The following is a 26,782-nucleotide window of genomic DNA, read 5'->3' as shown; positions in this document are numbered from 1 at the left end:
ATCAGTATTACAACTTGTAATGCTGATTTTTTTATTATTTTTAGGGAATAAAGTAAATCAATGAAAAAAAGACATGAGCAGAAGTTAGTTGTATTATCAATTGCATTGTTTTTAATTTTTAATATACCATTTGTCCTAATTTTTAATTTTGAAGGAGCGGTTTATGGTATCCCTACTTTTTACTTTTCAATATTTTCTGCTTGGTTATTGTCTATTGTAATTTCATATATCGTTTTAAATCGTCATTATGAATAGTTTTACTTTAATAACCATCATTATTATCTATTTAGCAGTGTTGTTTTACATTGCCTTTTTTGCTGAAAAAAAACGACAAAGCAAGTGGGTAAATAATCCTTATGTGTATACTTTGTCTCTAGCAGTCTATTGTTCTGCTTGGACGTATTACGGAAGTGTAGGTATTGCAGCTACTTCTGGCATTCTCTTTTTGCCTATTTATTTAGGTCCTGTTATTGCAGCTCCTTTATGGATTATTGTACTTCGAAAAATTATTAGAATATCTAAACAACATAAAATTTCTTCCATTGCAGATTTTATTTCTTTACGCTACGGAAACAATCGATTTTTAGGAGCATTGGTAACTGTTGTGTGTCTTTTCGGAACATTACCGTACATTTCTTTACAGTTAAAAGCTGTTTCTGAAACCTTTGAAATCATGTCTGATGAAACAAGTTATGTCTCAACTTCTATTTTTGATGACTCTACCTTTTATGTTGCTCTATTGTTGGCTATTTTTGCCGCCTTTTTTGGTACTCAAAATACAGATGCGTCAGAAAAACACAAAGGAATTGTTGCTACAGTTGCTTTTGAATCGGTTTTAAAATTAGTTTTTTTCTTTATTATTGGAGGCTATATTACTTTTTACTTATTTGATGGTACCACAGATATTTATAATAAAATTTCGAAAACAGAAAACTTTAAAGAACTGACTACTTTAAGCGGATTAGAAGATGGTTTTAATTGGTTTTTTATGATTGCTTTATCTTTTATGTCCATCTTTTTATTACCACGCCAGTTTCAAGTTACGGTTTTAGAAAATAATAGAGAAAAACATTTAAAAAAGGCAATTTGGTTGTTTCCATTGTATTTATTACTGTTTAATATCTTTGTTATTTTTATAGCTTGGGCAGGTAAATTAACTTTCGAAACTACAAAAAATGCAGAATACTATTCTTTATTACTTCCGTTAGAAAATGGAAATTCATTTTTAGCTACGCTTGTTTTTTTAGGTGGTTTTTCAGCCGTTATTTCTATGGTGGTGGTTTCTACGTTGGCATTGTCTACCATGGTAAGTAATAACTTAATTATCCCTTATGGGTTTTTAGATAAGTTTATAAAGAACCAACCAGAGCGTAACTCTAAGTACATTAAAAATATCCGTCGTATTTCTATTTTCTCTATTATAATTTTTGCATATTTCTTTTATGTGTCGTTTTCAAAAGAACTTTCTTTATTTTCAATCGGATTAATTTCTTTTGTAATCATCGCTCAATTAGCACCTTCTTTTTTTATTGGTCTCTTCTGGAATCGGGGTTCTTCAAGGGCAGCCATTATCGGAATTATAATAGGTTTTTTTATAGCTTCTTATTCTTTGGTCTTACCATTTATTTTACAAGCTATCACAGCTACAGCAGATTTTACGCAATATGGTTTATTTGGTATTGAAGCTTTAAGACCAAATGCACTATTTGGTATTGATTTTTTAAGTCCGCCAGCTCATGCGTTTTTCTGGAGTCTAACATTTAATTTGATGAGTTATTTAGTGTTTTCATTAGTTTCTAAAGGAAATTATAGAGAACGAAATTATGCAGAAATGTTTGTAGATAGTAGAAGCTTTACATCCCTTCAAGAAAGTGCGTTTGTTTGGAAAGGGGAAGCTTATGTGTCGGATATTAAAAATGTATTGGTTCGTTTTTTAGGTGATGAACGCGCTACTCGTGCCCTTAAAATATTTTTCACCAAGTATAAATTACCATCAGATACACAATTGGGAGATGCTCGTTTAATTAATTTCTCAGAAAAATTATTGACAGGAAGTATTGGTTCTGCATCTGCAAAAATTTTGATTGCAAGTGTCGTAAAAGAAGAGCAAATTAGCTTGGTTGAGGTGTTAAAAATTTTAGAAGAATCTAAAGAGAATATTGTTAATAATAAGGTTTTACTAGAAAAGTCTAATGAATTATCTCAGTTATCCTCAAAATTAAAAGATGCAAATAAAGAGTTGATTAGTAAAGACAAGCAAAAAGATGAGTTTTTAGACACGGTTGCGCATGAGCTTAAAACCCCAATTACAGGGATTCGTGCGGCAACAGAATTGTTGATGGATGAAGAGGATGACATGCCTAAAGAAGTAAAAGCGCAATTTTTGAAAAACATCCTTCAAGATTCTGAACGTTTAGGACGCTTAATTCATAATATTTTAGATTTTGAAAAGCTAGAAACAGGACGATTACATCTAGATTTAGAATATGTAGATATTCAAAAAACCATTTCCAAAGCGATTGGAAGTATTACTCAAATTGCCACAAAAAAGGGCGTGAAAATAGTGGTGAAGAATTTACACTCTTTTAAAGTGAATTATGATGAAGATAGAATTTTACAAGTATTAACCAATTTAATATCTAATTCCATTAAGTTTTGTCAACCAGAAACCGGTAAAATTGAAATAGATTATAAATTAGGAAATGCTGTTGTAGAAATCTCTGTAACAGATAATGGTAAAGGAATTCCTGAAGAAGACCATGAGTTTATTTTTGATAAATTTTATCAATCTAAACATCAAAATACTAGAAAGCCACAAGGTAGTGGATTGGGGTTGGCAATAACCAAGCAAATAGTAGATAAGCATAACGGAGAAATTTGGGCAAAAAAAGGTGTTAAAAATGGAGCAACATTTGTTTTTACCATCCCTTTTAAGTAAATTGTTCTCGTAAAGTATGAAGAAGAAAATTTTAATTGTTGATGACGAGCCAAATATTGTAATGTCATTAGAATATGCTTTTAAAAAACAAAATTTTGAAGTGTATATTGCAAGGGATGGAAGTGAAGCTTTAGAGATCTTAAAACATCAAACGCCTAACATTGTTTTGTTAGATATTATGATGCCAAATGTAGATGGTTATAAAACCTTACAGCATATAAAAAATACGGTGAGTTTAAAAGACACTAAAGTGGTCTTTTTAACGGCAAAAAATAAAGCTTCAGACGTTGAAAAGGGTTTGAAACTTGGAGCAGATAAGTATTTGACAAAACCTTTTTCAGTAAAAAAACTAGTTTCAGAAATATTGGAACTTTTAAATTAAAAGAGAGTCTTTAACGTTATTAAATATTGATTTTGTGTGCAAACAAACAATGTTTAATTAAAAATTAAAGACATGAAATTTCAACTAAATCCGCTTGCATCAGATATTTTTATCAGTATCTATGCAGTAAGTACATTGTATTTTAGGTTTAAGTTTGAAGATAACGGAAACATAGATCCTATACTTTCGGTAGTTTTAGGACTTTCTTTTGTGACCATTATTTGGGCGCTTATTAAACTTAAAATATTAAACCCTAATTGGTTTGGCTTGCTTAATTCTAAAAAAGCGAGATCATGAAATACCAAAAATTTTATAAAAAAAGCATTCTTAATCCAGAAGATTTCTGGAGCAAACAAGCAGATAAATTAGATTGGTATAAAACTCCAACAACTATTTTATCAAAAGACAAACACAATTATTATCAATGGTTTGAGGATGGGGAACTTAATTTAAGTTATTTGTGTATTGACATACATATTAAAGATGGTTTTGGAGACCAAAATGCCATTATTTATGATTCGCCAGTAATCAATACAAAACAACATATTACCTTCCACCAATTGCATCACGAAGTATCTAAGCTCGCTGGTGGATTAAAACAATTGGGATTAAAAAAAGGAGATACCTGTATTATCTATATGCCCATGATTCCGCAGGCACTGTATGCAATGTTGGCATGTGTTAGAATTGGCGTTATCCATTCTGTTGTATTTGGTGGTTTTGCTCCGCATGAATTGGCTATTAGAATAGATGATTGTAAACCAAAAGCAATTATTACTGCCTCTAGTGGTGTAGAAATAGAACGTATTATTCCGTATAAACCCTATGTAGATGCTGCTATTGAGAAATCGGTACATAAGCCAGAAAAAGTAATTGTTTTCGATAGGAAATTAGGGGTAGAAGTATCAATGAAAAGTTACGATATAGATTATACGGATTTAGTTGAAAAGTCTGCCTCTATAGAAGCGGTTTCCGTCGCAGCTACACACCCTTCATACATTTTATATACTTCTGGCACTACAGGAACTCCTAAAGGAATTATTAGAGATACAGGAGGATATGCAACTGCATTAAAATTTTCTATGAAATATATTTATGGAGTTGATAAAGGAGATGTTTTTTGGGCTGCAAGTGATGTTGGTTGGGTGGTTGGGCACAGTTATATTGTGTATGCTCCTTTATTAAACAGAAATACAACGGTACTTTTTGAAGGAAAACCAATTAGAACTCCAGATGCGTCTACTTTTTGGCGCGTAATTAGTGAGCATAAAGTAAAAGTGATGTTTACGGCGCCAACGGCAATAAGAGCAATCAAAAAAGAAGATCCTAACGGAAGGTTGATTAAAAAATACGATTTATCGAGTTTAAAATATCAGTTTTTAGCAGGTGAACGTTGTGATGTGGCTACTTTAACATGGACAAAAGAACATTTAAAAGTCCCCGTTATAGATCATTGGTGGCAAACTGAAAGTGGTTGGCCAATGGTAGCAAATATGGTTGGTGTAGCATTGCAGGAAGTAAAACCAGGATCTGCAAGTTTTCCTGTTTGCGGTTATGATATTCAGATATTAAATGAAGAAGGAGAGGAAGTAGCTTCAAGTGTCGAAGGTTTTGTTGCTGTTAAATTGCCTTTGCCTCCAGGAACTTTAATGAATCTTTGGGGCAATCCAGAACGCTTTCACATGGGATACTTACATCGATTTCCTGGATATTATTTTTCTGGTGATGGCGGTTACAAAGACGAAGATGGATATGTTTTTATTACCGGAAGAGTAGATGATATTATAAACGTTGCCGGACACCGATTGTCTACTGCAGAAATGGAAGAAGTTGTAGCATCTCATAAAGCAGTTGCAGAGTGTGCTGTTTTTGGTGTGCATTGCGAAATTAAAGGACAAAAACCTTTAGGATTAGTCGTTTTAAAAAAGGGAGATGGATATAATGAAATACAAATTCAGAAAGAAATTATACAAGATGTACGTCATGGAATTGGCGCTGTTGCCTCTTTTAGAGATGTATTAATTATAAATAGATTGCCAAAAACGAGAAGTGGGAAAATTCTTCGTAAATTGTTACGCAATATTGCGGATGACTTGCAGTATAATATTCCGTCTACAATTGATGATATTTCAATTATAGCCGAAATAAAAAGTATTTATCAGAAAAATCACATAGGAATTTATAAATAATTTAATAAACAAAATTAAAAACTAACTTGTTACACTAGGCATTAATAGCAAAATGCCTTATAAAAATAAAACCAATATAAGTATGAGTAATTACCACATAAAACATTTAGAAGAATATTTTAAAGTCTATAGAAAATCTATAAGAGAACCAGAAGTCTTTTGGGAAGAAATAGCAGAAGAGCATTTTTTATGGAGAAAAAAATGGGACAATGTGTTAGATTGGGACTTTTCTAAGCCAGAGATTAAATGGTTTGAAGGTGCAAAACTAAACATCACAGAAAATTGTGTTGATAGGCATCTGTCTACAAAAGCAGACAAAACTGCAATTTTATTTGAACCTAATGATCCGAATGAACCTGCAGAACATATTAGCTATAAACAGTTATCTGAAAGAGTCAATCAATTTGCCAATGTTTTAAAAGAGCATGGAATTAAAAAAGGAGATAGAGTCTGTATTTATGTTCCTATGATTCCGGAATTAGCAATTTCTTTGTTAGCTTGTGCAAGAATAGGAGCGATACACTCTGTTGTTTTTGCTGGTTTTTCATCTACTGCTTTAGCAACAAGAATTAATGATTCTGATTGTAAAATTGTTATTACTGCAGATGGTTCTTTTAGAGGTAAAAAATCAATCGATTTAAAAGGAATCGTAGATGAGGCTTTAGAAAATTGTCCTGGAGTAGAAAATGTGTTGGTTGCAAAAAGAACCAAGGCAAATATCAACATGAAGGAAGGAAGAGATAAATGGTTACAACCATTATTAGACAACGCTTCTAAGGAATGTAGCCCGGAAATAATGGATGCAGAAGATCCTTTATTTATTTTATATACTTCTGGTTCTACAGGAAAGCCAAAAGGAATGGTGCATACAACAGCAGGTTATATGGTGTACACAGCATATACTTTTAAAAATGCATTTCAATACAGAGAAAACGATGTCTATTGGTGTACTGCAGATATTGGTTGGATTACTGGGCATTCTTATATTGTATATGGACCGTTAGCAAACGGAGCAACAACGGTACTTTTTGAAGGGGTACCTAGTTATCCAGATTTTGGTCGATTTTGGGATATTATAGAAAAACATAAAATCAATCAATTTTATACAGCTCCAACTGCAATTAGAGCTTTGGCAAAACACGGAACAGAATTATTAGATAAGTATGATTTATCATCTTTAAAGGTTCTAGGGTCTGTTGGTGAGCCAATTAATGAAGAGGCATGGCACTGGTATAATGATAATGTAGGTAAGGGAAAAAGTCCCGTTATAGATTCTTGGTGGCAAACAGAAACTGGTGGAATTATGATTACTCCTATTCCTTATGTAACCCCAACAAAACCTACATATGCAACTTTACCATTTATAGGAATTCAACCTGCAATAATGGATGAAAATGGTGGCGAGTTAAAAGGAAATCAAGTAGAAGGAAGATTGTGTATCAAATTTCCATGGCCAAGTATTGCACGTACCATCTGGGGAAATCATCAACGATATAAAGAGACTTATTTTTCTGCCTACAAAGACATGTATTTTACTGGTGATGGAGCTCTGAGAGATGAGGTTGGGTATTACAGAATTACTGGTAGAGTAGATGATGTAATTATTGTATCTGGGCATAATTTGGGAACTGCACCAATAGAAGATGCTATTAATGAACATCCTGCAATTGCAGAATCTGCTATTGTTGGTTTTCCACATGATATTAAAGGAAGTGCATTATATGGATATATTACCTTAAAAAATGCTGGAGAATATAGAAATCATGATAATTTAGAAAAAGAAATCAATCAATTAATTACAGATAGAATTGGACCTATTGCTAAATTAGATAAAATTCAATTTACAGAAGGTTTACCAAAAACACGTTCTGGAAAAATTATGAGACGTATTTTACGTAAAATAGCTTGTAACGAAATGGATAATTTAGGAGATACAAGTACGCTTTTAAACCCAGAAATAGTACAAAGTATTATTGATAATAGAAAGTAATTAGATATATTTTTTATTTGTAGATGGAAAACCAGATTACGCTAGAAGATAAATTAAAAGAAAGAATTAAAGAACTAACTTGTTTATATAGAGTTAGTTCTTTAATTAAAGATAATGGTTTTAATGATTTAAAAGAATTATTAAAAGAAATAGCCCTAAGTCTAAAAGAAGCTGTTAGATTTCCAGAAGAAGCCTTTGTAGAAATTAAAGTAGAAAATTTTGTTTTCGTTGAAGGAAAAAAAAGAGAAGATGCAATTTTTATTATTTCTGCCATAAAATCTTTTGGAAAAATTAAAGGATCTGTTACGATAGGGTATTCCAAACAAAAATTTTCTGAAAACTCTTTTTTAGAAGAAGAAAAACTATTATTACATCAGATTGCTTCAGAAATTGGCGATTTTTTAGAACGAAATGAAATCAATGAAAAAGAAGCGATTGCCAAAAGGCAAATTGAAAGAGTAGGTAGACTAACAATTCTAGGAGAAATTACTGCTGGAATTGCGCATGAGTTAAATACACCTTTAGCTAATATTTTAGGCTTTTCAGAATTATTAAAAGAACAGTATAAAGGAGATAAAGTTGGGCGTGAAGATTTAAATAAAATAATAAATAGCGCCATCTATTCTAGAGAAGTTGTTAAAAAGTTAATGTTTTTTTCCTGTGAAATGCCCCAGCAAATGATGTATGTAGATATCAATATTATTATTAATGAGGCAATTAGTTTGTTAAAACCTAGTTTTAGTAAAAAATACATACGCTGTAACATTACTTTTTCAAGTGATAAAATTTATTTAAGGGTTGATAAAATTCAGTTAACTCAAGTAATTTTTAATTTGGTAATCAATGCTATTTATTTTTCAGAAGAAAGAGGGAAAATAGATATTGATGTTATTGAAAAAACTAAAAATGTACAAATTAGAATTTCTGATGAAGGCTCAGGAATAGAACCTGTCAATTTCGAAAATATTTTTAATCCTTTTTTTACAACCAAACCTACCGGAGATGGTTCAGGTTTAGGTTTGAGTGTTGTACACGGAATTATTAAAAGTCATAAAGGCACTATTATTCATCAACCAAATTCACCAAAAGGGACTATTTTTGTTGTTAGTTTTCCTAAAAGTTAAAAGATGCTAAACAAAGAAAATATATTAATTGTAGATGATGATCTTCTTATTTTAGAACTCATACAGAGGCATTTACAATCTTTAAATTATCATACTTATAAGGCGATATCTGTAAAGGAAGCATTAGAAATTTTAAAAGATACTTCTATAGATTTATTAATTACAGACCTGCAAATGCCAGATGTGGATGGTTTAGAATTAATTAAATACACGTCTGAACATTATCCTAAAATTCCAAAATTAGTAGTTACAGGTTTTCCTTCTATAGAAGGAGCTTTAGAAGTAATGAAATCTGGAGCAGTAGATTATATTACGAAACCTTTTACAAAAGAAGAACTTAAAAAGGCAGTTTTAAAATCTTTAGAAATAAACTCTAAAAAAGATACAGTTAGCCAGGTAAAAGTAGCAGAGACTCATAAATCATATGGCGAATTAATAGGAGCATCGCTTGCAATGAGAAAAGTAACAGACGTAATAGATCGGTTAAAAAACAACAAAGCAACGGTTTTTATTTATGGTGAAAGCGGAACCGGAAAAGAGTTGGTGGCACGTTCTATTCATTATATGGGTAAATATTCCTCAGCAGCCTTTGTTGCCGTAAACTGCGGAGCAATTCCTGAAAATTTATTAGAATCAGAGTTATTTGGTTATGTAAAAGGAGCATTCACGGGTGCAGAAAAAGATAGAAAAGGCTTTTTTCAGGCAGCCAATAATGGAACTATTTTTTTAGATGAAATTGGCAATGCATCTTTAGCAACTCAATTAAGATTGTTACGGGTTTTACAAGAAAAAGAAGTGGTAAGAGTTGGTTCTCAAAAAGCAGAAAAAGTTGATGTTAGGGTAATTGCTGCAACAAATATCAATTTAAAAGATTTAATTGAAAAAAAGCGTTTTAGAGAAGACTTATATTACCGATTAACAGTTGTAGAAATTAAGGTGCCAACTTTAACAGAGAGAAGTTCTGACATTCTGTTGTTGGTAGAAAAGTTTTTATTCAAATATGGAATAGAATACAAAGACCGTTTTATAAAGATTACACCTGAAGCTTTAGAGGTTCTAAAAAACTATTATTGGCCAGGTAATATTCGGGAATTAGAAAACGTAATACAAAGAGCTATTATTATGTCTGATAGAAATGTAGATGTAGAGCACTTGCCGGAGCATATTAAATATCAAATCAATTTTTCTAAAACGGACAAGCTGTTGTCTTTAAAAGAATTTGAAAAAAACTATATTTTAAAGGTTTTAGCAGCTACGAATAATAATAAAACTAAGGCAGCAGAGATTCTTAAAATTGATAGAAAAACACTCCGGGAAAAATTAAAATAAGTACATTTAAAAACGAGTAAAAAAGTAGCAGTTGGGGAATATTTCCTCAACTGTTTTTTTTGTAATAAACATTGTTGTTCATTTAAGTGTTTGATTATTAGTTTATTGTGTGTTGTTTTTGTTCTTTTGGATACATGTGGCATATCACTTGCTATTAGATAGTTGTAATTAAAAAGATAATTATGGTTTTCAATAATAATAGTTTATGTAGTACTTGTATTCATAAAACAGACTGTAGTTTAACATCAAATAAAAATGCTATTTGGGCTTGTAGTGAATATGAAAAAAAAGATTTATTAGAAACAAATGCAATAACAGGTTTTAATTTCTAAGAAATTGAAAACATTTAATTATAAAATTGTTAGTAGAGAAGTATAAAAAATAAGCCACTTAAACAAGGTTAGATCGAAAATGTATTAAGGGCTTTTACAGTGCTAATTAGTTTGTAAACTCAAACCTTAATTAAGAAATATTTAATGTAGCCAATAATTAATAGGTAATTCATTTTTCTTTAAGAAAAGACGTAGAGAAAAATAATATTGCTATAACTCCAGGTATTTATGTAATTCTAGAAGTATTATAGATTGTTATTTTTAATGGCATCAGAATATAAAGGGAGAAGTATTTATTAAAGAATTATATCTTGAAGAAAGTAGGTAGATATATTTATGTTTTGGCAATAGATGGATTAGAAAGAATGTATGTAAAATGTGGTTTTTCCATAGAATTAAATTTTGAAATAATGAAGTATGATCAGTTAATTATAGAAGAAAATGAGTTTTTAATAGTTGAAAAACTCTTAAATTTAAATAAGGTAGTCGAGTCAAAAACGGTAAAGAGTCATATTTTTAAACTACAAGAAGAATTAAGAAATGTAACTAAAGTTGTAACGGAAAAAGAAATGCCTGCAGATGTTGTAAGACTTAATTCATTAGTTACAGTGCGTTCTTTAGATGGTTTATGGGAGAAAACTTTTGAGTTGGTTGTGCCTTCTAAAGGAAACGTTTTACAAAATAGAATATCATTGTTATTACCAATGGGTACTGCTGTTTTAGGATATGCCAAAGGCGATTTAATTTTATGGGATTTTCCTGGAGGTCTAAAAGAATTAAAAGTTTTAGAAGTAATGCAGCCAGAAAGTATAACAAAATAAATAATTATTATGCAAATAGATAATGAGCAAACCGAAAATCAAATAATTCAAAAACGAAGTCTTAACGAAGTAAAAAGATGGATGTTAGAACTGAATGAAATTTCACAAGTATGTAATGATATTAAAATGAATAGTCTTGGAAAAGATCATTTAAGTAAAGAGGTTTCTACTATTATTGAAAATAATAAGATGATACATCATATACTTTTGGAATATAAGAATGTCTTAGACAACCCAACTGAATGTATTGATTTAGCGTGTGATTTATTTTTTTACAAAGAGCATAAAAAAAACAGAAATCTATTTACAGAACATTTTAATGACTATAAGAAATTGAAAAAGGAATATGATTTAATTTAAGCATTGTTAAGTTAGTTTTTTTGTAGGTGGCTCTAAATTTATAATTTGGAGCTGCCTTTTTTATTTAATTTTTATACTAAAATTAAAGTTTATTCAGTCTCTATATAAGACCTATTCTGTCATTACTTCTATGCAAATAAGTTAAAGAAAGTACCGTGTTTTTTTTCTTTAAAACACAAAGTAGTTTTACAAATAAGATTGCGGTAATAAAAGCATCTCCAGATGCTGTGTGTCTATCATGTTGAGGTATGTTAAATCGAAGTGATAATTCATCTAAACTAAAATGTTTTTTTGAAGTATCTAATTTTGATTTTATAAATAAATGTCCAGTGTCTAATACTTTATTTTTTAATTTTGGTAAATTCAATCGTTTTAATGCTTGATTAATCATGGCAACGTCAAAAGCGGCATGATGAGCAACTAATACTGCATTTTTAATATGTGCTAAAAATTGAACTATACCTTCTTCTTCAGTTACCTTATGTATAGTTCCTTGCTTTAGAATACCATGAATTTTTACAGTTTCTGTGTTGAATAAATCTTGTGTTAGATAGGATTCTAAAGAGTCAGAAACCTTTATCGTTTTATCAATAACAGTGATGGTTCCAATAGATAATATTCTGTCTTTTTTGATGTCTAAACCTGTAGTTTCAGTATCAAAAATTACAAAACGAATGTTTTCGAAATTAGCGTTTTGTTTTTCTTTGAAATATGCTGTATAAGATTTCCAAAATGCAGGGTAATTTTTTTTTCTAAACCAAAACATACTATAAAAATTGAGAAAGTTTAAATCGAGTCTGAATTAAATCTTGGACATCTTTTACGGCTTTAAAACAACTTTTTAATTCCAAACGATTGGCTTTACTTAATGTTTGTAAATCTATAAACCTTCCAGAATCGTTATGTAGTAAACCTTGTTGAGTTCTAAAGTAAAGAAGGTTTTTAAATGCCTCTAAACAGGCTAAAAACACATCCTTATTTTGTGGTTCTAATTCAGCTAATTTTTCATATCTAACAATGGTATTGTTATGTGTTTTTATGTTTTTTGATAAGATTAATAAACGAGCAGCATCTACCAAAGGCATCATTGCACGTGCTTTAATATCAAACTGATCTTTGTGCTCTCCATTTCGTTCTACTAAAAATTGTCTAAAGAAACTTAACGGAGGCGGATTTTTTAAAGCATTTAAACCTAAATAAGTTAAAAAAATATCACGAGATTCTATAGACTCAAAAATACTTTCAGCTAAAGAGCTGACTAAATTTTTATCACCATAAACAAATTCAAAATCAAAGAAAATAGTACACAACATTAAGTTGTCTTGATTTGGAGTTGTAATCCATTTTTTAAATTGTTGTTCCCATTGAGAAATTGATAAACACCATTTAGGGTTACTAGCCATCATATCCGCAGGGCATAATTCAAAACCAACGATTTCTAATTTTTGATTGATTTTTTTGGCAAGGGATAAAAAATATTGTTGTGTTTTTTCGTGTTCATTTTCATCAACATTATTAAAAACTAGCGCATTGTCTTGGTCTGTAAGTAATAATTGCTCTTCTCTACCTTGACTTCCAATGGCTAACCAAGCAAAAGTAGTTGGAGGAGGAGTTGGCATTTCTTTTATAGCTTGCTCAATAATTTTTTGCGTAATACTTTCGTTAATGGCAGAAAGTATTTTAGTGGCAAATACAATAGGAATTTGCTGTTTTATATACCGTTTTAAAAGTTGTTCTGCTCGTTTTCTAATTTGTTGTAATTGCTTTGGAGTTGAGATTCGTTTTACTTCTTTCACTAATGCAGATGCATTATTTTCTCTAACAACTATAATATCATGTTCAGATAGAATACCTGTTAAACCAGAATTTGGTGTACCATCTTTGGTAATACACAAGTGCGTAATTTTATATTTTAATAGGGCAATTTGTGCCTCTGCTACGGTAATATTTTCAGGATAGGTAATAACGGGAGATGACATTATTTTAGTAACAGGTTCTTCTATAGAAACCAATCCCGTGGCAATTTTTATGCGTAAATCTTTATCGGTAATAATGCCTAAAGGTTTGTTTTTTTCCGTAATTATAATAGAACCCACACGTTTGTGCGTCATAATAATTGCCGCTGCTTTTATGCTAGTTTCTGGAGAACAGTGAATAGGGTTTTTAGAAAACTCTATAGATTGCTCTTCAAAAAAATCTTGAATATTCCCTGAAGATTGATTTTGAGGTTTCGGTTCTGAATAGCGTGTGTTAGAAACAAAGCTCGTCATTAAATATGTACTTGCTTCTGGGTTTGTGGTGATATAATTCTCAAACAATTCCGAAGACAAACTATACACAATACTTTCCTCTAAGGCTTTTGCAGTTAATTTGTAACTGTCTTTTCGCATGAGCGCTCGTAAACCAAATATATCACCTTCATCACATTCATCAACTAAAAGATTTGTTTCTTCTTCAAACAAACCAATGGCACCATCTTTCACTACATAAAATTGATTTTTTATAGGGGCTCCTGTAATAAATAAATTGGAATCTTTTTCTAAATAAAGGATGTCCACAGCTTTACAGATCGCTAATAATTCGTCTTTAGGCAACATATTAAAAGGAGGGAAGTCCTTTAAAAAATCTGATATCCGTTTCGCAATGGTATTCATGACTCTAATTTACAATAAACGATTTGTTTTTAAAAAGTGATCTCTTAATATGATTAAATAACTATAGTTATAATGGTATGTTTCCGTGCTTTCGATCTGGCTTCACTATTTCCTTATTTTCTAGCATAGAAAATGCTTTTATTAACTTTCTTCGGGTATCTTTTGGAATAATTACTTCATCTATAAAACCACGTTGCGCAGCGCTGTATGGATTGGTGAAAAGTGTTGCATATTCTGCTTCTTTTTCTTTTAATTTTTCAACTGGATTTTCAGAGGATTTAATTTCTCTTTTAAAAATAATCTCGACAGCTCCTTTAGCTCCCATAACTGCAATTTCTGCACTTGGCCATGCAAAATTCATGTCTGCCCCAATATGTTTAGAATTCATAACATCGTACGCGCCACCATACGCTTTACGTGTAATTACGGTAACTCTGGGTACAGTAGCTTCGCTAAAAGCGTAGAGCAATTTTGCTCCGTGTACAATAATACCATTCCATTCTTGGTCGGTTCCTGGTAAAAAACCTGGAACATCTTCAAGCACCAAAAGCGGAATATTAAAAGCATCGCAAAAACGCACAAATCGAGCTCCTTTTTTAGAACTATTTACATCTAAAACACCAGCTAAAAACTGCGGCTGATTCGCTACAATTCCAACACTTCTTCCGCCTAATCTAGCAAAACCAACAATAATATTTTCGGCATAATCTTTATGAATTTCATAAAAAGAATCTTCATCTATAATTCCGGATATGACTTTGTGCATATCGTACGGTTTATTGGAGTCTAAAGGAACAATGTTAGTAAGCTCTTCTCTAATTTCATCTTGTAATTTAAAAGGTAATAGGGCAGGAGTTTCTTTATTATTTTGAGGTAAATAACTTAAAAGTTTTTTAATTTCTTCTAAACAAGTTACGTCATTAGAAGACGTTTTGTGTGCCACTCCAGATTTTGTAGCATGTGTACTTGCTCCACCTAGTTCTTCACTTGTAACTTCTTCATTGGTAACTGTTTTTACGACACTCGGTCCTGTTACAAACATATAACTGCTGTGTTCTACCATAATGGTAAAATCTGTCATGGCAGGGGAATAGACTGCACCACCAGCACAAGGTCCCATTATGGCAGATAATTGCGGAATGATTCCAGACGATTGCACATTTTTATAAAAAATATCTGCATAACCGCCAAGAGAACGAACACCTTCTTGAATTCTTGCACCACCAGAATCATTTAGACCAATTAATGGAGCTCCAACTTTCAGCGCCAAGTCCATAATTTTACAGATTTTCTCTGCATGTGTTTCAGATAAAGAGCCTCCAAAAACAGTGAAATCTTGAGCAAAGACATAGGTTAGTCTTCCGTTTACGGTTCCGTAACCAGTTACTACACCATCACCATAATAAACTTGATATTCCATACCAAATTCTTTTGTTCTGTGTGTAACTAAAGCGCCAATTTCTTCAAAAGAATCGTCATCTAATAAATACAAAACACGCTCCCTTGCGGTTAATTTTTTCTTTTGATGTTGCTTATCAATTTTATCTTGACCACCACCTAAATAAGCTTGAGCAAGTTTGTCGTTAAGGATTTTTATTTTTGATTCCATTATTGTGTTTGTTTTCTCGAGAAGGCGCAAAGTCGCAAAGTTGAGTATTATTTATGTTGTGTGTTTGTTGACTTTTTTTGAATTTCTTTTTTATTAAGTATTAATTTATATGTCTAAATTTTATTTTTTTAAGACTGCTACTGAATACTGCTACTAGAAATAGGTATTCTTAATAATTTTTGATCTTCTAAATACTTTTTTACAGCAATAAGTGCTGCAATTTTTGCTTCTTGTTGTTGCTTGTTTATTAAAGCTTCTGGGGAATAATGCTTTTTAACAAAATGTGTATTGAAATTTCCAGAACGAAAAGCATCATGTTCACACACAAAACTTCCGAAAGGTAAAGTGGTTTCAATTCCTTCAATCTGATAGTTCTGAATAGCGGTAATCATCAATTCAATAGCTTCTTCTCTTGTTTTTCCGTAGGTGATTAATTTTGATAACATGGGATCGTAATAAATGGGAATGTCCATGCCTTGTTCAAAACCATTATCCACACGAATGTTTTTACCTTCTGGTAATTTGTAAACCTTTAAATTCCCCACACTTGGTAAAAAATCATTTAAAGGATCTTCTGCATAGACACGTAACTCTAAAGCGTGTCCCTTAATTTTTAAGTTTTCTTGTGTGATTGGTAATACTTCGCCTCGAGCCACACGAATTTGTAATTCTACCAAATCGGTATTTGTAATGAGTTCCGTAACCGGATGTTCTACTTGCAAACGCGTATTCATTTCTAGAAAATAGAAATTATGATGGTCATCTAGCAAAAACTCAACCGTACCAGCACCAACATAATCACAAGATTTTGCAACTTTAATGGCTGCTTCTCCCATCTTTGAGCGTAATTCTGGTGTTAAAATAGCAGAAGGAGCTTCTTCAATTACTTTTTGATGACGACGTTGAATGCTACATTCACGTTCAAAAAGATGCACCACATTTCCGTGTGTATCTGCCATAATTTGCATTTCGATATGTCTAGGTGAGGTGATATATTTTTCTATAAAAACAGCCCCATCACCAAAAGCATTTATAGCTTCGCTGATGGCTCTTTGCATTTGTGATTCAAATTCCATTTCGTTTTCTACCACACGCATTCCTTTTCCTCCGCCACCGGCGGATGCTTTAATTAGAATTGGAAATCCGATTTCTTTAGCTATTATTTTAGCTTTCGGAATGTCTGTAATGGCTTCTTCTGTGCCAGGAACCATCGGAATATTATATGCTTTTACAGCCTCTTTTGCTGCCAATTTACTTCCCATTATTTTAATGGCTTTAGGTTTTGGACCAATAAAAACGATGTTATTCTTTTCGCAGGCTTCTGCAAAATGGGCATTTTCAGATAAAAAACCATAACCAGGATGAATAGCGTCAACGTTTAGGTTTTTAGCAACTTCAATAATTTTATTACCTAATAAATAAGATTGATTGGAAGGTGCTTCGCCAATTAAAACAGCTTCGTCTGCAAACCGTACGTGAGGTGCATTTCTGTCTATAGAAGAATACACAGCAACTGTTTTTATACCCATTTTTTTAGCGGTTCGCATAACACGAATGGCGATTTCTCCTCTGTTTGCTATTAAAATTTTTTTCATATAAAATTTATATTTTTTTATTTCGGAAGATGGTTATCGGGTTTGTATAAACCTTGTAGGATTTTTCTGTTTATTCAAATGCTATTAAAAGTTGATTTTTATCTACAGTTTCTCCTTTTATTACCGAAATCGTTTTTATAATTCCTGCTCTTGGAGATGTTAATGCGTTTTCCATTTTCATGGCCTCTAAAATTAAAAGGGTGTCATCTTCTTTTACTTCCGAACCAACTTTAATATTAATTTCTAATATTAAACCGGGCATAGGCGCTTTAATTTCGTTAACTTCTTTTGTGATGCCAATTTCGAATCCCATTTCTTTAATAAGTGTATCTAATTCATCATGAATGTTCATATGATAAACCGTGTTATTCACTTTTACGGAATACGATTTCTCATTAAAATTGGCGTTTATAATTTCAATTTTGTACGATAGATGATTATCTAGCACATGAAATTCGGAATCTGAAACTTTTAAAGTGTCTAGTTTTTTTACAGCTTGTTCGTCAATTTTAAAATCGAAAGTATCGTTTACTTTTACTTGATAAGCATGTTTCATCCTTTTTTATAATTTAATGATTGTAAATATATGTTTTTTAAAGGTTTCTTTTTAAGTGGTTTATCTAAATGTTGCTAATTTAATATAGTTATTCTAAGAGAAATAAGAATATGTTGTTGGTGTTTTTCTATTGTTTTTTTATGTTTAAGATTGGATAATATGGCTTCATAAGCGAAGTGAAATTTAATTATATATAGGTTGTTTTTGCGTAAGGGATAGTAGTGGTATCCTTTTTTACTTTTTTGTAAAAAAGATTTAGCGAATAGCCCGACCCTTTGGGAACGCCCTAAAAGATAACATTGAAATGAAAAATGTAACTTTGCAAATATGTCAGACTTCTTTTATATGGCATATAAATTGACAATACATTTGTACTTACATTTTAAAACAAACGATGCAACATTATAAAGAATCAAAAAAAGATAAAACCAAACCCAAAGTAACCTTAAAACAAGCTTTTAAAACCATTATTTGGCCAAGAAGAAACTTGGTTTTTTTAGGTTTAATATTAATAATTATTAGAAGTTTATCTGGTTTTGTGCTACCCATGCAAAGTAAAGTTTTGATGGATGAGGTAATTCCTAATAAAGATTACAGTCATTTATACAACTTAATTTTTATTGTTATTGGGGCGATTTTAGTACAAGCAATTACTTCTTTTTTATTGACGAAAGTTTTGAGTATTCAGGCGCAATATTTAATATCAGAATTAAGAGCACAAGTACAAAAGAAAGTTTTGTCTTTGCCTATCAGTTTTTTCGATAATACAAAATCTGGTGCCTTGGTTTCTAGAATCATGAGTGATGTAGAAGGGGTTAGAAACTTAATTGGTACAGGTTTGGTACAATTAATTGGAGGTTCGTTTACGGCAATTTTAACCTTGGTTATTTTGTTAAGAATGAATGTTTGGATGACGGTTTTTACCTTTGTTCCTTTATCAATTTTTGGTATAATAGCGTTAAAATCTTTTAAATACATTCGACCGATTTTTAGAGCAAGGGGAAAAATTAATGCAGAAGTAAAAGGACGTTTAACGGAAACGTTAGGCGGAATTAGGGTGATAAAAGCCTTTAATGCAGAAGAACAAGAAAGCAAAATTTTTGAGGAAGGTGTTGATAATATTTATCAGAATGTAAAGAAAAGTATGACGGCAACTGCTATCATGACAAGTTCATCAACCCTTTTAATTGGTTTAGCAACTACTGGAGTGATGGGAATTGGTGGGTATTATATGATACAAGGTACCATGACTTTTGGTGATTTTATTCAGTTTACATTTTTGTTAGCTTTTATGGTAGCGCCAATTGTACAAATGAGTAATATTGGTAGTCAATTAACAGAAGCTTTGGCAGGTTTAGACAGAACTGAAGAGTTAATGAATATGGCTGCGGAAGAAGATGATGAAGAAAGAACAGTTGTTTTAGAAGATCTACAAGGAGAAATTAATTTTGACAATGTTTCATTCTCTTACGAAGAAGGAAAGAAGGTGATTAATAATATCAACTTTAAAGTTCCTGCTGGTTCTGTAACAGCTTTGGTAGGTAGTTCTGGTTCAGGTAAATCTACCATTGCAGGTCTATCAGCAACATTTTTAAATCCTGAATCTGGTAAGATTACTATTGATAATCAAGATATGTCTAAAGTGAAACTATCCAGTTATCGTAAGTATTTAGGTGTTGTTTTACAAGACGAATTTTTGTTTGAAGGTAGCATTAGACAAAACATACTATTTCCTAGACCAGATGCTACAGAAGAGGAATTACAAAATGCCGTAAAGGCGGCGTATGTAAATGAGTTTACAGATCGTTTTGATTATGGTTTAGATACTTTAATTGGAGAAAGAGGTGTAAAGCTTTCTGGCGGTCAGCGTCAGCGTTTGGCAATTGCAAGAGCTATTTTAGCAGATCCAAAAATTATTATTTTAGATGAAGCAACTTCTAGTTTAGATACCGAAAGTGAGTCTTTAATTCAGAAAAGTTTGTCTAAATTGGTGAAAGATAGAACAACGATTGTGATTGCGCACAGGTTAAGTACTATTAAAAAAGCAGATCAGATTTTAGTTATTGAAGCAGGAAGTATTGCAGAAAGAGGTACGCATGATGAATTGATTGCTAAACAAGGCAGGTATTATGATTTGTATACCTATCAATCTAAAATATAAGACAGAAATCAGTGGATAACAATTCTACTGTTTGTTCGAGCGTAGTCTACAACTATTTAAAGTTAAAATAGGTTTCCACTGCGCTTAACCTAACATTTTGCTAAAATTGAAGGGTGTTTAGTTTATAAAACTACCTATTCTTTTTTAATTTAACATTTAAATTCTATTCCTTTTGTAAAGAAATATAATAAAACCGACTTTTTAAACTATCGAATTTAAATATATAATCGAATTATGAAAAAAGTACTTTTATTGTTAATTGTAGTCATTGCAATTTCTTGTAAGAATGAACCTAAAAAAGAGGTTAAAGAATCTGTAAAACAAGTTGAAGTTAAAAAAGAAACTTTCCCAGAAGAATTAGGAAAAGTTTTTGAAGCTCATGGAGGAATTGATGCTTGGAGAAATGCAGAGGTTTTATCCTTTAAAAAAGGAGAGGAAGTACATACGATTGATTTACAATCTCGTATAAATGTAATTAATGCACCCAATTATGCTGTTGGTTTCGACGGAAAAAATGTTTGGTTAGACGAGGCAGAAAAAGGAACTTTTAAAGGAAATCCTGCTTTTTATCACAATTTATTCTTTTACTTTTATGCAATGCCTTTTGTATTAGCTGATGAAGGAATTACGTATGAAAAAATAGCACCTTTAACTTTTGATGGTGTAGATTATCCTGGTTATAAAATGTCTTTCAAGTCAGATATGGGAAGTTCTCCAGACGATAATTACAAGTTGTATTTTAACGCAGAAACACATCAAATGGAATGGTTGGCATATACCGCAACATTTATGTCTAAAAAACCAAGCGATAAATTCAATATTATTAAATATGGTAAATGGAATAATGTAAACGGATTGATTTTACCATCAGAAATTACTTGGTATAAAAAAGATGAAAATGGTGTACCAACTGAACCAGCGAAACCTGCGACTGTGTTTACAGATGCATCAATCAATAAAAATGATTTAACAGATTCATTTTTTTCTAAGCCTGTAAAGTAAATATATTTGCAACTAGATAATTTATAAAATTTAGAGGATGAAAAAAATAATTTTATTGTTAATAGTTGTAATTGCAATTTCATGCAAAAGTGAACCTAAAAAAGAGGTTAAATCAGAAATAAAGAAAGTAGAGGAGCAAGAAGAAACATTTCCAACAGAATTAGGAAAAGTTTTTGAGTCCCACGGTGGTATTGACGCATGGAGAAAAGTACAAGTATTGTCTTTTAATAAGGAAGATGAGGTTCATATTTCCGATTTACATTCTCGTAAGATTATTGTAAAATCACCAAAATATTCATTAGGTTTTGATGGAAATGAAATTTGGTCTTTAGAAGAGGTTGAAGGTAGTTTAAAAAGAGATCCTGCTTTTTATTACAACTTATATTTTTATTTTTATGCCATGCCTTTTGTCTTGGCGGATGACGGAATTACTTATGAGAAAGTAGATGATTTTGTATTTGAAGGAGTCAATTATCCTGGTTATAAAATTTCTTATAGAGCAAATGTAGGTACTTCTCCAGATGATAATTATATTGTGTATTATAATCCAGAAACCTTTAAAATGGAATGGTTAGCATATACAGTAACCTTTAAATCTAAAGCTCCTGTTGATAAATATAAAATGATAAGGTATAATTCTTGGGAAAACGTAAGTGGTTTTATTTTACCAAAACAAATTACTTGGTATTCTAAAGATGAAAAAGATTTATATATACTAACAACTAAAATTGTAGATTTTAAATTGGCTTTGGTAAGTCCTGTTAATTTAGCAGATTCATTTTTCGAAAAACGTGTAAAATAGTTTTAGCATAAAAAAGTAAGCGTCGTTTTTTTAAAAAACGACGACTTACCAAGTAAACTAATAAAACCAAGTATTAGTATAAATATTAGAAGTTAGCTTTCTAATAAATTGTTATTCGGAATACGGTTGGTGATTAAAACTCAGCACCCTTTTTAATTTCCAAATTTTGTTTTCTAAAATCCAAAGGTGTGTAAAATCTGCAATTCCAACAGTTTTTAATACACCTTTTTGTTTTTCTTGAAACGTGTGTTTTCCTTTTTGAATAGCCCCATAAATAACGCCATTATTGTTTAATTGATGTACTTCTAAAGAATTAGCAACTAATTGTCTAGTGTTATTTCCTGGGTTGGTACATAGGTTCTTTTTTATAATATCAATAAATTGTTCCTTATTTTGGATACCTCCAACATCGTGATAAAATTCAAAATTATCAGCTATAATTGGGCTTAGTTTTTCGATTTCACAATTGTTAAACGCTCTTTCAAATAAAATACTATCTTTTGATTTTAATATTTTAAACAAGTTTGAATTTGTATCAACCTGAGCGTTTAAAACAAAGTTGTAAAACAACATTGCTAAAAACAGTACTACTTTTATTAAAATTGATTTTCTAAAAGGTTCTAAAAAAGAGTCCATAGTTTTGGTTGCTTAATTTGTTAAGGTTGCTTATTTCTTAGAAATACTTCCGCCAGAAGTTGTTTTTTTATCAATTGTTTTTGGGTTTCCTTTAAAATCAATATCGCCACCACTTGTTGCTCTTGCTTCTAATTTTTTTGAAGCATAAATATTAATATCAGCTCCACTTGTTACTTTTGCTATAGTATTTTCACTTTCTAAATCATATGCATCAATAGAACTTCCGCTTGTTGCATTAGAAGCATGATTTATCGTATTTCCAGAAATATGAATATCAGATCCGCTTGTAGAATTTGTTTCTACACTTGTTGCGTTTACTTTAATATTAATATCTGCACCACTTGTAGCTGAGATAGAAATTTCATCGGTATTTATAATATCTTTTCCGTAAACATCACTTCCGCTTGTAGCTGTTAAAAGCGTTAAATCTTTAATGGTAACATGTACCTTTTTGGCTGCTGCTCTCCAGATTCCTTTATCAGCATATACTTTTAATATGCCATTTTCAACTTCCGTAATAATAATATCGTGTAAATTTTCATCAGCTTCTACGGTCACTTTATTTTTAGAACCTTGAGTTATGTAGACATCTAAACCTGTACTTACTTTTATTCCCGTAAATTGATCTGCAATTTTTCTGGTTTTTGTAATTACATTTTTATCTCCGTTAACTCTATTCATCATGTCTATACTACAAGATGTAAAAAGAGTAGTTATAAATAGAATTGCAATAATTTTTGATACTGAATTTTTCATGTGTTTGGTTTTAATTATATTGTAAATGTCTTTTAATAGACGCTTAAAATCAAAGGATGGTTACTCAATTGTTGTTTTTTATGGTTGAATTGTATTAATTAACTTCCTCTTCAATAATTTTAGTATCTTCTAATTCTACTTCACAATCTGTACATTGTAAGGATTTATCGGTCATTTTAAAATGATGATTAACCATGTCTTTGTCATAAATATCAGTTTCATTTTTTACATCGTCTAAAAAGTTTTTTACTGAATGATCAAAATAAATGGTGTTCCCTTCTTTAATATAAACTGTGATATTAACTTCTTCATCTTTCCATATATTTTTAAAGTTTGATAAATAATAAGCATCTAAAATAATAGTATTATTGATAATTTCATATTTATATTCAATTCTTTCAGCATTCCAGTTTGCATTGTATCTGGTTTTTCCAGAAGACTCTTTTTGAAGAATTATATATGCTTCATTAGAATTACTTTTTTTAACATCAACATTAATATTATTAGAATATAATTTGTTTATTCCATCTATTTCAACTTGCTGTTTACTAGAATTTCTTCTTAAGTTGTGTCTGTAGTAAATTTCATCATCATTGATCATTTTTAAATTGATGGTATCATTTTCTATGCTATTTAAAGCTGTTTTCTTTACAAACTGACCGTCATTTACATGAGAGGTTCCGTATTCTATTCCTGTAAAAATCATGGTTAATAAAGCCATTACCCAAATACCTAAAAGTGTTAATGAGGTTGGTTTGCTAATTTTTTTTACACTGCTCGATAATATGCGCAACCCTAAAACAAATAAGATTAAAAACGGAATACCAATTAATAAAAATGCTGCAAGTGTTAATACCCACTTTGGTAAAATTGCATCATAAAAAAATGGCGGATATTGTAAAAACTCTCCGTTCACATTTAAAACCTCTAAACTTCCTACAGAAAACCCACCAATGATTAGTGATAAAATAACCGCACCAGCAATAAACACTAGTAGAATTCCAATAAATTTACCAATCACTTTAAAGAATACAAGAATAATCTTGCCTATGGTGTTGATGAAATCTTGTAATCCATTATTTTTTTGAGGCTTTCCCGAAAAAGTCTGATTCATTTTTTCTGAAAACTCATTAGCGCCATCTTTAAATTTTTCTGAAGCTTTATTCGCAAATTCGGTTACATTTTCTGAAACATTATTAAACTCTTCACGAATCTTTTTTTCGATGTTATCGATGTTTACAGGCTCTCCTTCCATTTGTAATTTCTCTGCCGTCGTTTTAGCTTCTGGCAACAAAATCCAAAGGATAATGTATAAGATCACTCCAAAACCAGCTCCAAAGAAAAGGGCTAACAAACCAAGACGAATCCATATAGTATCTACATCAAAATAATGTGCAATACCAGAAGCAACTCCTCCTAAAAATTTATCATCACCATCTCTAAATAATTTTTTTCCGGTAGTGTTATTTCTAGTATATGAATAGTTTGCGTCACTATATTCTTCTTCAGCGCTAGCATAATCTTCTGGTTGTCCCATAATTTTAATGATATCTTCTATATCACCTTCATTAATAACCTGTCTTGCATCTGTTATTTTTTCTGATAACAATTCGCTAATACGTGCTTCTATATCTGCAATGATTTCATTTTTTCCTTGCGGATCATCGCTCAACGATCTAGAAATAGATTCTAGGTATCGCTTTAATTTCTGATAGGCAACTTCATCTATGTGGAAGAAAAACCCGCCTAAATTTATGTTGATTGTCTTATTCATTGGTAGTTGGTTTTTTGCTGATTACTTGGTTTACTGCGTTTACTAAATTACTCCATGTTTTATCTAGTTCTTTTATAAACATGCCTCCGTTTTCTGTTAAAACATAATATTTTCTTGGTGGTCCAGAGGTTGATTCTTCCCATCTGTAGGTTAACAAACCTGCGTTTTTTAAGCGTGTTAATAAAGGATATATGGTGCCTTCAACCACAATCATTTCTGCACTTTTTAATGTGGAAAGAATTTCAGAAGTATAGGCGTCTCCATTTTTTAGAATGGATAAAATACAATACTCTAAAACACCTTTTCGCATTTGTGCTTTTGTATTTTCTATTTTCATTTATTGTGGTTTTAAATGATTATTTAATAAATTTTATAGTGAAAGGATATTTATAATTTTCTCCTTCTTTCGCTTTTAATGCAGCTATAATTATCAATGCAATTTTAATGATGCCTACAATTCCTGCAAGAGATGCAATACCAAAAACACCGAATAAATTAGAAGTCTCAAAATTGATATTAATATGATTAAAGTTGTTAAAATTATCGAAGTTTCTAAAAATAGATCCAATAAAAACAGGAATAAAAGTTAATGTCAATATAAAAATATATAAAGAATAACTAATATTAAAGTTGATTGCTTCTTTACCGTGTTCGTCTAAAAAGGTACTTCTGTCTTTTAACGTTTGCCATGCAATTAATGGTGTAATTATATTACCAAACGGAAATATAAATCCTGCAAAAGCAGAAATATGTATTAAAAAGGCATTGGTGTTTTCGTTATTTTGTTTCATGATTTATAAACTATATAATACTTTCTTATGCAAATATATATCTTTAAAAAGGTATTATGCAATACATAGTACTGTATTTAACATTTCTTTAACATTTTTATTTTTGGTTAAAAAAGCTATTAAAAAGTCTTGTATCCGTTGTTGTTATTGGGTTTTGGTTTCATTTATTTTAACTACCTTGTCAACTTTAATAGTATTTTTTAAAATTAATTAAATATATAAAATGAAATTTACTCCGAGAAAAGTCAATCTTTTTAACCTTGTAAAATTGCCTTTAGCATATTTAGGAGGCGTAAGAGTGCGCACTATTACAGATACAGAAGTGGTGGTTTCTATAAAACATCGATGGATGAATCAAAACCCGTTTAGAAGTATGTTTTGGGCTGCACAAGGTATGGCGGCAGAAATGCCAACAGGTGTTTTGGTAATGAAGGCAATAGACGATTCTAAGGTAAAAGTATCTATGTTGGTGACCCAGCAAGAAGCGCAGTTCTTTAAAAAAGCTACGGGAAGAATTCTTTTTTCTTGTAAAGGAGGAAATGAAATTCGAGAAGCAATTCAAGAATCTATTAAAACTGTAGAAGGGCAGGTTATTATTTTAACATCCGAAGGAAAAAATAAAGATGGAGTAGTGATTTCTAGATTTCAATTCCATTGGAGTTTAAGAGTGAAAAAGTAGTTTATTCTTTACCTTTATATAGTTCTGGTCTTTCTTCGTTATAATCACATTCTTGAAAAATACCACAAGATACATTTGTACGCGCTAAAGATTTTGTTACTTCAAATTTTTTAGATAAAGCTTCTATTTCTGGAGATAAATATTTCATAATTTTTTTATTTTTTAATTCGTGTATTAAATATAGTTTTTCTTTTTATCACTGCAAAAATATTGCTTTTTCTACTCATAAATAATTAGAAAACGGCTGTTTTGGCTTTATTAACAAAAATTTAAAAGGTTCTTTACATAAACCTTTCATAAGA

At 30.8% G+C, this 26,782-nt stretch carries 26 protein-coding genes; 15 read left to right on the top strand and 11 right to left on the bottom strand.

Annotation, left to right across the window (positions count from 1 at the left end):
• Positions 1–60: 60 nt before the first annotated feature.
• From H0I28_RS07590 to H0I28_RS07540, 11 genes are all read left to right on the top strand, one after another.
• Positions 61–255: a hypothetical protein gene (locus H0I28_RS07590; protein WP_218730935.1), complete on the top strand. Its 195-nt coding sequence runs from the start codon at positions 61–63 to the stop codon at positions 253–255.
• Positions 248–2,938, top strand: a complete 2,691-nt coding sequence (locus H0I28_RS07585) for a sensor histidine kinase (RefSeq protein ID WP_218753942.1) — start codon at positions 248–250, stop codon at positions 2,936–2,938. Before H0I28_RS07590 ends, H0I28_RS07585 begins: the two co-directional genes overlap by 8 nt.
• A 16-nt stretch (positions 2,939–2,954) precedes the next feature.
• Positions 2,955–3,320 carry a response regulator transcription factor gene (locus H0I28_RS07580; protein WP_218753940.1) on the top strand — a complete coding sequence of 122 codons (366 nt, stop codon included), beginning with the start codon at positions 2,955–2,957 and terminating at the stop codon, positions 3,318–3,320.
• A 72-nt stretch (positions 3,321–3,392) separates the two neighbouring features.
• On the top strand, positions 3,393–3,617 hold the full coding sequence (locus H0I28_RS07575; protein ID WP_165733563.1) for a hypothetical protein: 225 nt from the start codon (positions 3,393–3,395) through the stop codon (positions 3,615–3,617).
• Entirely contained in the window at positions 3,614–5,509 is a 1,896-nt protein-coding gene (locus H0I28_RS07570; protein ID WP_218761252.1) for an acetate--CoA ligase, read from the top strand. The genes H0I28_RS07575 and H0I28_RS07570 overlap by 4 nt, the downstream gene beginning before the upstream one ends.
• Positions 5,510–5,591: 82 nt before the next feature.
• Positions 5,592–7,499, top strand: a complete 1,908-nt coding sequence (acs, locus tag H0I28_RS07565; RefSeq protein WP_218761251.1) for an acetate--CoA ligase — start codon at positions 5,592–5,594, stop codon at positions 7,497–7,499.
• A 23-nt stretch (positions 7,500–7,522) separates the two neighbouring features.
• Positions 7,523–8,623, top strand: a complete 1,101-nt coding sequence (locus H0I28_RS07560) for a sensor histidine kinase (protein WP_218761250.1) — start codon at positions 7,523–7,525, stop codon at positions 8,621–8,623.
• A 3-nt stretch (positions 8,624–8,626) separates the two neighbouring features.
• Positions 8,627–9,952 carry a sigma-54 dependent transcriptional regulator gene (locus H0I28_RS07555; protein ID WP_218761249.1) on the top strand — a complete coding sequence of 442 codons (1,326 nt, stop codon included), beginning with the start codon at positions 8,627–8,629 and terminating at the stop codon, positions 9,950–9,952.
• A 182-nt stretch (positions 9,953–10,134) separates the two neighbouring features.
• Entirely contained in the window at positions 10,135–10,284 is a 150-nt protein-coding gene (locus tag H0I28_RS07550) for a hypothetical protein (protein WP_218730927.1), read from the top strand.
• A gap of 311 nt (positions 10,285–10,595) precedes the next feature.
• Positions 10,596–11,105, top strand: a complete 510-nt coding sequence (locus H0I28_RS07545) for a GreA/GreB family elongation factor (RefSeq protein ID WP_254712859.1) — start codon at positions 10,596–10,598, stop codon at positions 11,103–11,105.
• 9 nt (positions 11,106–11,114) lie between these two features.
• A complete protein-coding gene (locus H0I28_RS07540; RefSeq protein WP_218730925.1) occupies positions 11,115–11,465 on the top strand; it encodes a hypothetical protein in 351 nt (116 codons plus the stop codon).
• A 100-nt stretch (positions 11,466–11,565) separates the two neighbouring features.
• Here the strand turns inward: H0I28_RS07540 and H0I28_RS07535 are convergent, their stop codons facing one another.
• From H0I28_RS07535 to H0I28_RS07515, 5 genes are all read right to left on the bottom strand, one after another.
• Positions 11,566–12,231, bottom strand: a complete 666-nt coding sequence (locus H0I28_RS07535; protein WP_218761248.1) for a PolC-type DNA polymerase III — start codon at positions 12,229–12,231, stop codon at positions 11,566–11,568.
• 1 nt (position 12,232) lies between these two features.
• The gene (locus tag H0I28_RS07530; protein WP_218761247.1) at positions 12,233–14,119 is read right to left on the bottom strand and encodes a DUF294 nucleotidyltransferase-like domain-containing protein; all 1,887 of its coding nucleotides are present in this window, start codon (positions 14,117–14,119) and stop codon (positions 12,233–12,235) included.
• 67 nt (positions 14,120–14,186) lie between these two features.
• Positions 14,187–15,728 carry an acyl-CoA carboxylase subunit beta gene (locus H0I28_RS07525; protein ID WP_218761245.1) on the bottom strand — a complete coding sequence of 514 codons (1,542 nt, stop codon included), beginning with the start codon at positions 15,726–15,728 and terminating at the stop codon, positions 14,187–14,189.
• 137 nt (positions 15,729–15,865) lie between these two features.
• The gene (gene accC, locus H0I28_RS07520) at positions 15,866–17,323 is read right to left on the bottom strand and encodes an acetyl-CoA carboxylase biotin carboxylase subunit (protein ID WP_218761243.1); all 1,458 of its coding nucleotides are present in this window, start codon (positions 17,321–17,323) and stop codon (positions 15,866–15,868) included.
• Positions 17,324–17,393: 70 nt separating this feature from the next.
• Entirely contained in the window at positions 17,394–17,879 is a 486-nt protein-coding gene (locus H0I28_RS07515; protein WP_218761241.1) for an acetyl-CoA carboxylase biotin carboxyl carrier protein subunit, read from the bottom strand.
• Positions 17,880–18,273: 394 nt separating this feature from the next.
• Here H0I28_RS07515 and H0I28_RS07510 point away from each other — a divergent pair, with 394 nt between their 5' ends.
• From H0I28_RS07510 to H0I28_RS07500, 3 genes are all read left to right on the top strand, one after another.
• Positions 18,274–20,040 carry an ABC transporter ATP-binding protein gene (locus H0I28_RS07510; RefSeq protein ID WP_218761240.1) on the top strand — a complete coding sequence of 589 codons (1,767 nt, stop codon included), beginning with the start codon at positions 18,274–18,276 and terminating at the stop codon, positions 20,038–20,040.
• Positions 20,041–20,274: 234 nt separating this feature from the next.
• The gene (locus H0I28_RS07505) at positions 20,275–21,042 is read left to right on the top strand and encodes a DUF6503 family protein (RefSeq protein ID WP_218761238.1); all 768 of its coding nucleotides are present in this window, start codon (positions 20,275–20,277) and stop codon (positions 21,040–21,042) included.
• A gap of 37 nt (positions 21,043–21,079) precedes the next feature.
• Positions 21,080–21,844, top strand: a complete 765-nt coding sequence (locus H0I28_RS07500) for a DUF6503 family protein (RefSeq protein ID WP_218761236.1) — start codon at positions 21,080–21,082, stop codon at positions 21,842–21,844.
• Positions 21,845–21,955: 111 nt separating this feature from the next.
• Here the strand turns inward: H0I28_RS07500 and H0I28_RS07495 are convergent, their stop codons facing one another.
• From H0I28_RS07495 to H0I28_RS07475, 5 genes are all read right to left on the bottom strand, one after another.
• The gene (locus tag H0I28_RS07495; RefSeq protein WP_218761235.1) at positions 21,956–22,480 is read right to left on the bottom strand and encodes a nuclear transport factor 2 family protein; all 525 of its coding nucleotides are present in this window, start codon (positions 22,478–22,480) and stop codon (positions 21,956–21,958) included.
• 30 nt (positions 22,481–22,510) lie between these two features.
• Positions 22,511–23,236 carry a head GIN domain-containing protein gene (locus H0I28_RS07490; protein ID WP_218761234.1) on the bottom strand — a complete coding sequence of 242 codons (726 nt, stop codon included), beginning with the start codon at positions 23,234–23,236 and terminating at the stop codon, positions 22,511–22,513.
• Positions 23,237–23,330: 94 nt separating this feature from the next.
• The gene (locus H0I28_RS07485; RefSeq protein WP_218761233.1) at positions 23,331–25,010 is read right to left on the bottom strand and encodes a PspC domain-containing protein; all 1,680 of its coding nucleotides are present in this window, start codon (positions 25,008–25,010) and stop codon (positions 23,331–23,333) included.
• Positions 25,003–25,347 (bottom strand): PadR family transcriptional regulator, encoded by a 345-nt coding sequence (locus H0I28_RS07480; protein WP_165733545.1) that lies wholly within the window; start codon positions 25,345–25,347, stop codon positions 25,003–25,005. Before H0I28_RS07480 ends, H0I28_RS07485 begins: the two co-directional genes overlap by 8 nt.
• A gap of 19 nt (positions 25,348–25,366) precedes the next feature.
• Positions 25,367–25,801 (bottom strand): DUF4870 domain-containing protein, encoded by a 435-nt coding sequence (locus tag H0I28_RS07475; RefSeq protein ID WP_218753901.1) that lies wholly within the window; start codon positions 25,799–25,801, stop codon positions 25,367–25,369.
• Between the two features lie 223 nt (positions 25,802–26,024).
• Between H0I28_RS07475 and H0I28_RS07470 the strand changes: the two genes are divergently transcribed.
• Positions 26,025–26,480, top strand: coding sequence for a DUF4442 domain-containing protein (locus H0I28_RS07470; RefSeq protein ID WP_218761232.1), 456 nt, complete (start codon positions 26,025–26,027; stop codon positions 26,478–26,480).
• A 1-nt stretch (position 26,481) separates the two neighbouring features.
• Here H0I28_RS07470 and H0I28_RS07465 read toward each other — a convergent pair whose 3' ends face one another.
• Complete coding sequence (locus H0I28_RS07465) at positions 26,482–26,628, bottom strand: hypothetical protein (RefSeq protein WP_165733542.1); 147 nt, start codon at positions 26,626–26,628, stop codon at positions 26,482–26,484.
• Between the last annotated feature and the right edge of the window lie 154 nt (positions 26,629–26,782).

The sequence above is a fragment of the Polaribacter sp. AHE13PA genome, from assembly GCF_019278505.1.
Taxonomy (GTDB): Bacteria; Bacteroidota; Bacteroidia; order Flavobacteriales; family Flavobacteriaceae; genus Polaribacter.
Note: the sequence above shows the minus strand (reverse complement) of the source record. Positions and strands in the feature narration are given on the sequence as shown.

Coding starts and splice junctions, on each gene's coding strand:
- H0I28_RS07590 (WP_218730935.1), top strand. CDS start 61: ATGAAAAAAAGACATGAGCAGAAGTTAGTTGTATTATCAATTGCATTG.
- H0I28_RS07585 (WP_218753942.1), top strand. CDS start 248: ATGAATAGTTTTACTTTAATAACCATCATTATTATCTATTTAGCAGTG.
- H0I28_RS07580 (WP_218753940.1), top strand. CDS start 2,955: ATGAAGAAGAAAATTTTAATTGTTGATGACGAGCCAAATATTGTAATG.
- H0I28_RS07575 (WP_165733563.1), top strand. CDS start 3,393: ATGAAATTTCAACTAAATCCGCTTGCATCAGATATTTTTATCAGTATC.
- H0I28_RS07570 (WP_218761252.1), top strand. CDS start 3,614: ATGAAATACCAAAAATTTTATAAAAAAAGCATTCTTAATCCAGAAGAT.
- acs (WP_218761251.1), top strand. CDS start 5,592: ATGAGTAATTACCACATAAAACATTTAGAAGAATATTTTAAAGTCTAT.
- H0I28_RS07560 (WP_218761250.1), top strand. CDS start 7,523: ATGGAAAACCAGATTACGCTAGAAGATAAATTAAAAGAAAGAATTAAA.
- H0I28_RS07555 (WP_218761249.1), top strand. CDS start 8,627: ATGCTAAACAAAGAAAATATATTAATTGTAGATGATGATCTTCTTATT.
- H0I28_RS07550 (WP_218730927.1), top strand. CDS start 10,135: ATGGTTTTCAATAATAATAGTTTATGTAGTACTTGTATTCATAAAACA.
- H0I28_RS07540 (WP_218730925.1), top strand. CDS start 11,115: ATGCAAATAGATAATGAGCAAACCGAAAATCAAATAATTCAAAAACGA.
- H0I28_RS07535 (WP_218761248.1), bottom strand. CDS start 12,231: ATGTTTTGGTTTAGAAAAAAAAATTACCCTGCATTTTGGAAATCTTAT.
- H0I28_RS07530 (WP_218761247.1), bottom strand. CDS start 14,119: ATGAATACCATTGCGAAACGGATATCAGATTTTTTAAAGGACTTCCCT.
- H0I28_RS07525 (WP_218761245.1), bottom strand. CDS start 15,728: ATGGAATCAAAAATAAAAATCCTTAACGACAAACTTGCTCAAGCTTAT.
- accC (WP_218761243.1), bottom strand. CDS start 17,323: ATGAAAAAAATTTTAATAGCAAACAGAGGAGAAATCGCCATTCGTGTT.
- H0I28_RS07515 (WP_218761241.1), bottom strand. CDS start 17,879: ATGAAACATGCTTATCAAGTAAAAGTAAACGATACTTTCGATTTTAAA.
- H0I28_RS07510 (WP_218761240.1), top strand. CDS start 18,274: ATGCAACATTATAAAGAATCAAAAAAAGATAAAACCAAACCCAAAGTA.
- H0I28_RS07505 (WP_218761238.1), top strand. CDS start 20,275: ATGAAAAAAGTACTTTTATTGTTAATTGTAGTCATTGCAATTTCTTGT.
- H0I28_RS07500 (WP_218761236.1), top strand. CDS start 21,080: ATGAAAAAAATAATTTTATTGTTAATAGTTGTAATTGCAATTTCATGC.
- H0I28_RS07495 (WP_218761235.1), bottom strand. CDS start 22,480: ATGGACTCTTTTTTAGAACCTTTTAGAAAATCAATTTTAATAAAAGTA.
- H0I28_RS07490 (WP_218761234.1), bottom strand. CDS start 23,236: ATGAAAAATTCAGTATCAAAAATTATTGCAATTCTATTTATAACTACT.
- H0I28_RS07485 (WP_218761233.1), bottom strand. CDS start 25,010: ATGAATAAGACAATCAACATAAATTTAGGCGGGTTTTTCTTCCACATA.
- H0I28_RS07480 (WP_165733545.1), bottom strand. CDS start 25,347: ATGAAAATAGAAAATACAAAAGCACAAATGCGAAAAGGTGTTTTAGAG.
- H0I28_RS07475 (WP_218753901.1), bottom strand. CDS start 25,801: ATGAAACAAAATAACGAAAACACCAATGCCTTTTTAATACATATTTCT.
- H0I28_RS07470 (WP_218761232.1), top strand. CDS start 26,025: ATGAAATTTACTCCGAGAAAAGTCAATCTTTTTAACCTTGTAAAATTG.
- H0I28_RS07465 (WP_165733542.1), bottom strand. CDS start 26,628: ATGAAATATTTATCTCCAGAAATAGAAGCTTTATCTAAAAAATTTGAA.